The 4606-nt window shown below is 26.2% G+C and carries 3 protein-coding genes; 2 read left to right on the forward strand and 1 reads right to left on the reverse strand.

Annotation, left to right across the window (positions count from 1 at the left end; translation table 11 throughout):
- The first annotated feature begins 582 nt into the window (after positions 1–582).
- Together ACIQ56_RS14750 and ACIQ56_RS14755 are read left to right on the forward strand one after the other, a co-directional pair.
- The gene (locus tag ACIQ56_RS14750; RefSeq protein WP_397601806.1) at positions 583–2259 is read left to right on the forward strand and encodes a hypothetical protein; all 1677 of its coding nucleotides are present in this window, start codon (positions 583–585) and stop codon (positions 2257–2259) included.
- A gap of 277 nt (positions 2260–2536) precedes the next feature.
- Positions 2537–4285, forward strand: a complete 1749-nt coding sequence (locus tag ACIQ56_RS14755) for a hypothetical protein (RefSeq protein WP_397601807.1) — start codon at positions 2537–2539, stop codon at positions 4283–4285.
- An 83-nt stretch (positions 4286–4368) separates the two neighbouring features.
- Here the strand turns inward: ACIQ56_RS14755 and rpmF are convergent.
- Positions 4369–4606, reverse strand: a 238-nt coding sequence (rpmF, locus tag ACIQ56_RS14760; RefSeq protein ID WP_397601808.1) for a 50S ribosomal protein L32, incomplete at its 5' end; no start/stop codon positions are given.

A 4606-nucleotide genomic window follows, 5' to 3' on the forward strand; every position in this document is an offset into this window, starting at 1 on the left:
CCAATACAGTATCAAAATTCACATTAATCATGTGTCAACTCAAATGGGGTCCATAGCACAACTTTTATACCATAAATATATTTTGTAAAGTTTTTAAATAAAAAAAATTATAATTATTTTTAGAAAAACTAAAATAATAAAGTTATATTATTATTGTAATAGTATCTTATTTTTGATTCCTAAAATTCTTGTACAAAAATTTCACTGAAATCTCTGATACCTAACATTAATACTCTAATATTACAGAATATTTATTTTTACTTTTTTTTCTGTTAGGAATAAGCTTAAGGTTTTTATAACAAAATATGCTCAAAATTATTACAAAATATTTTAGAATGTGCGTATTGTGTTAGACCTTTTCTTTTTTTGGATTGCTAAATAATTTAAAATAAAAGTAAGTTAACTAAAATTTTCAAAAAAATAGTTTAATATTAATTATAATTAAAAACTATAAATAAATTCATAACAAATATAAACTTTTAATTTGTAGAAATTTTTTATTGATTTAAATTTTAAAATACCTATTATTAAATTAAAGATTTTTTTGAAAATCAAATAAATCTAAATTACATGAGGTAAAATATGGAAAATTTAAAGAAAATAAATCCTATTCTTTTTACTATTTTATTTGTTGTCTCATGTTCAAATCAAAACTCAGATTTAAATTATGATTTTAAGTCCAACTTTAGTAGTGTAAAAGAAAGTATATTTAATAAATCTGGTGAAATTTTGCAAGGTTATCATAGTATGGGTTATTCTTTTACGGAAAAATGTCTTGATAATATTGACTTTATTATGCCCATAAATATTGAAAATACGACTGTAAGTTATGAAGATAACTTAAAAGAAAGTGATTTCAGGCAGAAATTAAATATTGGAACAGATCTTCATGCACCAGTTGAGGCTGTAGACGTTGTTGCTGGAATAAATTATTCCAAACAAGCATCTGTTTCAAAATTAAGTAGATCTACTACTTATTATGCCTATGTAAAATTTGGTGAGAGTAAATTAAAAAATAAAGAAGATAATAAATTATATTTACGTGATAATTATAAGTCCTATTTTGATGAGAATGGCAATTTAAATAATCCCTATAATTTTGTTAAAAAATGTGGTGATGAAGTTGTTACTTCTCAAATATTCTCATCTAAACCATTAGTAACTTTAAAATTAAATTTTGAATCTCAATTTGCTTTAGATGAATTTAACACTAAAATAGGAGGAGTTCTCAATGCATTTATTATTGAAGGTGCCAATGCAGGGCCAACTGCAAAATTAAATTATCTATCACAAGAAACAAAAAGACAAATTCGCCTCGATTTATATGGTATTCAAATTGGTGGGCAACCAGAAGAAATGATGGATATTATATCTTCTCACAGTTCATGTAAACTTGATAATATAAAAGATTGTTCAACAATTTTTCAAAGATTAAATAAATATATTTCTCAAGATTATAAAATACAGTTAAATGAGCAAGATATTCATGTTTGGTCTATTGAAAGCTCAAGAACAACACCTTATGATAAGCTCAGTATTTTTGATAAAACAAATAAGCCAATCCACTTTAACTGGACTGATAATTTTTCAGATTCTACAAAATTAAGTAAAAAAAGGGCTCAATTTACCCATAAAATAGCTAAAGAAATTGAGAACTATAGAATTGCACAAGGATTACTTGATTCCAGTAATTTAGCTTACGATGAACGAATTAAATTACTAGATATATCAGAAAAGACAATGCAAAATATAAATTTTTTAAAAAACTATTCATCTCAATGTTATGTTGAGTTAAAAAAATGTTTAAATAGCATGGATATGGAATATACTAAGTTTTTAAGCAAATATGATGACTTTTTGTTAAAGCCAAATATTGGAAAATTGATTAGTAAAATTAGATCTGATAGTCAGCCATCATATGGTCAAAAAAATCGTTCTTCTCAAGATTTTTTAAATCTTAAAAATGTAATTGAAAATATGAATTATGCAAGTATTTATTTTAAGTTAAAAACAGTTGATAATAAACTTATAAGAGACACAAACCTGAGATTTAATTTAATGTGTAATAAGCCTTGGTATAGAGGTTTTGGGATTGATCATGTTTTATTTACGGGAGTTTATTCGAATTACGAAATAATGATGAATACAATTGTTATTAATTATGAAAGAAATTGTTCTAATAAAGAAATGGTTTATATTGCAAACCCCTCAAATGTAAATTATTCTGATTTTATCGTTGAAGTTTGGGGAAGAGAATAGCAAATTGAGAATAAGAATATTTTGTTTATTTAATTTAGCTATTTTTTAATTTTAATAACATTCTATCCTGTTTTGTCTAAATTTATTATTCTAGATAATATTATCATTTGATTATAAAAGAATAATCTTAAATCTCTTCATTAAGCTTTTATTAGACTACCTAAAAATAATGTCACTAATTAATTAATTTTGCTTGATTTTTAAAAAATAAATTCTATCATTCATAAAATACTTTTGGTCGGTCAGTTAAATTTATTAAAATAATTAGAGGTAATTAATGAGAAAACTATTCAAGTATTTTCCTGTTTATTCTTTCTTTTCTATTGCATTATTTTCTTGTGGGAAAACCGAGAAAAATTCGCGTAATGATTCATCTAATGAAACCTTATATAATAAGATGAGTTCTAGTATAAATGATCAAAATTTAAATGAACTTATTGCGAAAGATATTACAAATGATTCGACTAGTGTTATTCCTTCAGGAGATACCAATTATTATTCTATCCTTCAAGGGTTTAATAAAATGGGTTTTGTTTATACTGAAAAATGTGTAGATAGCGAAAATGTATTCTATCCTAAAATTGTTGAAAAATCGATTGTAAATTTATCTGATAATATGAAAGAAGAAGATTTTAGAAATGCTTTAAATATAGGTGTTTCTGCTTCTGTTCCTGTAAAAGCTTTTCAAGTTTCACCTGAAATTCAATATTCACGTGATGCTTCTGTCTCTAGATTAAGTCGTTCAACAACTTATTCGGTCTATGTTCGCTTAGGCGATAGTAAATTAAAAAATGCAAAAGAAAGTCGAATTTATTTAAAACCGTTTGCCTATAACTATTTTGATAATCAAGGAAAATTAATAGATCCCTATAATTTTATAAAAAAATGTGGTGATGAAGTTGTCGTTTCACAAAAATTATCATCACGCATTTTAATTACCTTAAAATTAAATTTTGACTCGATGAAAACTTTAAATACGGTAGAAGGTAAGCTTGGTTTAGCTCAAAATATTTTATCTGTAGGAGGTAAAATAGGAGTAAATGGAAATGTAAAATATTTAGATGAAGAAACAAAAAAAGGAATTCATTTAAATTTACACGCTGCGCAAATAGGTGGAAACCCTGCTGAATTAACAAAAATATTAAATTTAAAAAATAATTGTGAAATAACGAAAATAGATGAATGCCAAAATACGATAGATAAGTTAAATAAATATGTTTCAGAAGATTATAATAAGCAATTGGATCCTAATAATTCTGCATCTTGGTCAATAGAGTCATCTCAAACTGTTCCTTATGATGAATTAAATGTCTTACAGCCAAATGGTAAAACTTTCAATTTTTCTTGGCTTGATAACTATGACGAGTCCGTTGCTTACAGTAAACTTAAAAACACAATAAACCAACTTATATCTAAACAAGTAGATAATAACTCAATTGCAAACTCTTTATTGAATTCCTTAAATTTGGCAGCAGATGAAAAGAAAAACATTTTAGAAGTATTAAATAAATCAGAAATGAATATTGATATTTTAAGAAACTTTTCTAAAGAATGCTACAAAGATTTATCGAATTGTTTAGCAACAGCGAGTTTAAAAATTAATAATATGCTTTTAACTTATGATGATTCATTTTTAAAACCTAATATTGGTACTTTAATTGCAAAAATTCGTTCTAGTCAATATCCTTTGTCTGGCCAAAAAAATCGTTCTTCGGAAAACTTCCTCGATTTTAAAAGTATTATCGATAGCGGAAAATATTCAAGCCTCTATTTCCGTTTAAAAACAATAGATAATAAATTGATTACAAATAATAATATCCGTTTTGATATTATGTGCGATAAGCCTTGGTATAGAGGATATGATCCCGTCATTTTTTCTGGCGTATATGTAGGCTATGAAATATTGATTGGAGTTGTTCAATCAAATCATGATAATTTATGTTCAGGTAAAGAGATGGGGTATGTGGCAAGTCCAAGAAATGTTCCCTTTTCTGACTTTAATGTAGAAGTTTGGGGTAGGGATTAAACTTAAGCAGCATAAATAGGGAAGAATTTAAATAAAAAAGGGTAGCTTCAAAAAAGAAGCTACCCTTTTTTTAAGGTCTTAATTTAGCGAAGAACTGCTAAAAGATCAGACTTTAGAATGTTTTTTGCAATAAAGCGACCTTTGTAAAAACCACAAGATTCACATACAGAGTGTGGAAGTCTTGGAGCCGCACAATTGGAGCACTTAGATAGGTTGATTGCAGTGAGTGCATCGTGAGCACGACGAGAATTACGGCGTGCACGGGAAACTTTCATCTTTGGAGTTGGCATACTAGGATATCCTTTTGTTGTAATTTCAAGT

Origin of the sequence: Silvanigrella sp., assembly GCF_044369315.1 — a bacterium.
In the GTDB taxonomy this organism is placed as follows: Bacteria; Bdellovibrionota_B; Oligoflexia; order Silvanigrellales; family Silvanigrellaceae; genus Silvanigrella.

Bases quoted from the DNA above. Each gene is read 5' to 3' on its own strand.
- ACIQ56_RS14750 (WP_397601806.1), top strand. From the start codon at position 583: ATGGAAAATTTAAAGAAAATAAATCCTATTCTTTTTACTATTTTATTT.
- ACIQ56_RS14755 (WP_397601807.1), top strand. From the start codon at position 2,537: ATGAGAAAACTATTCAAGTATTTTCCTGTTTATTCTTTCTTTTCTATT.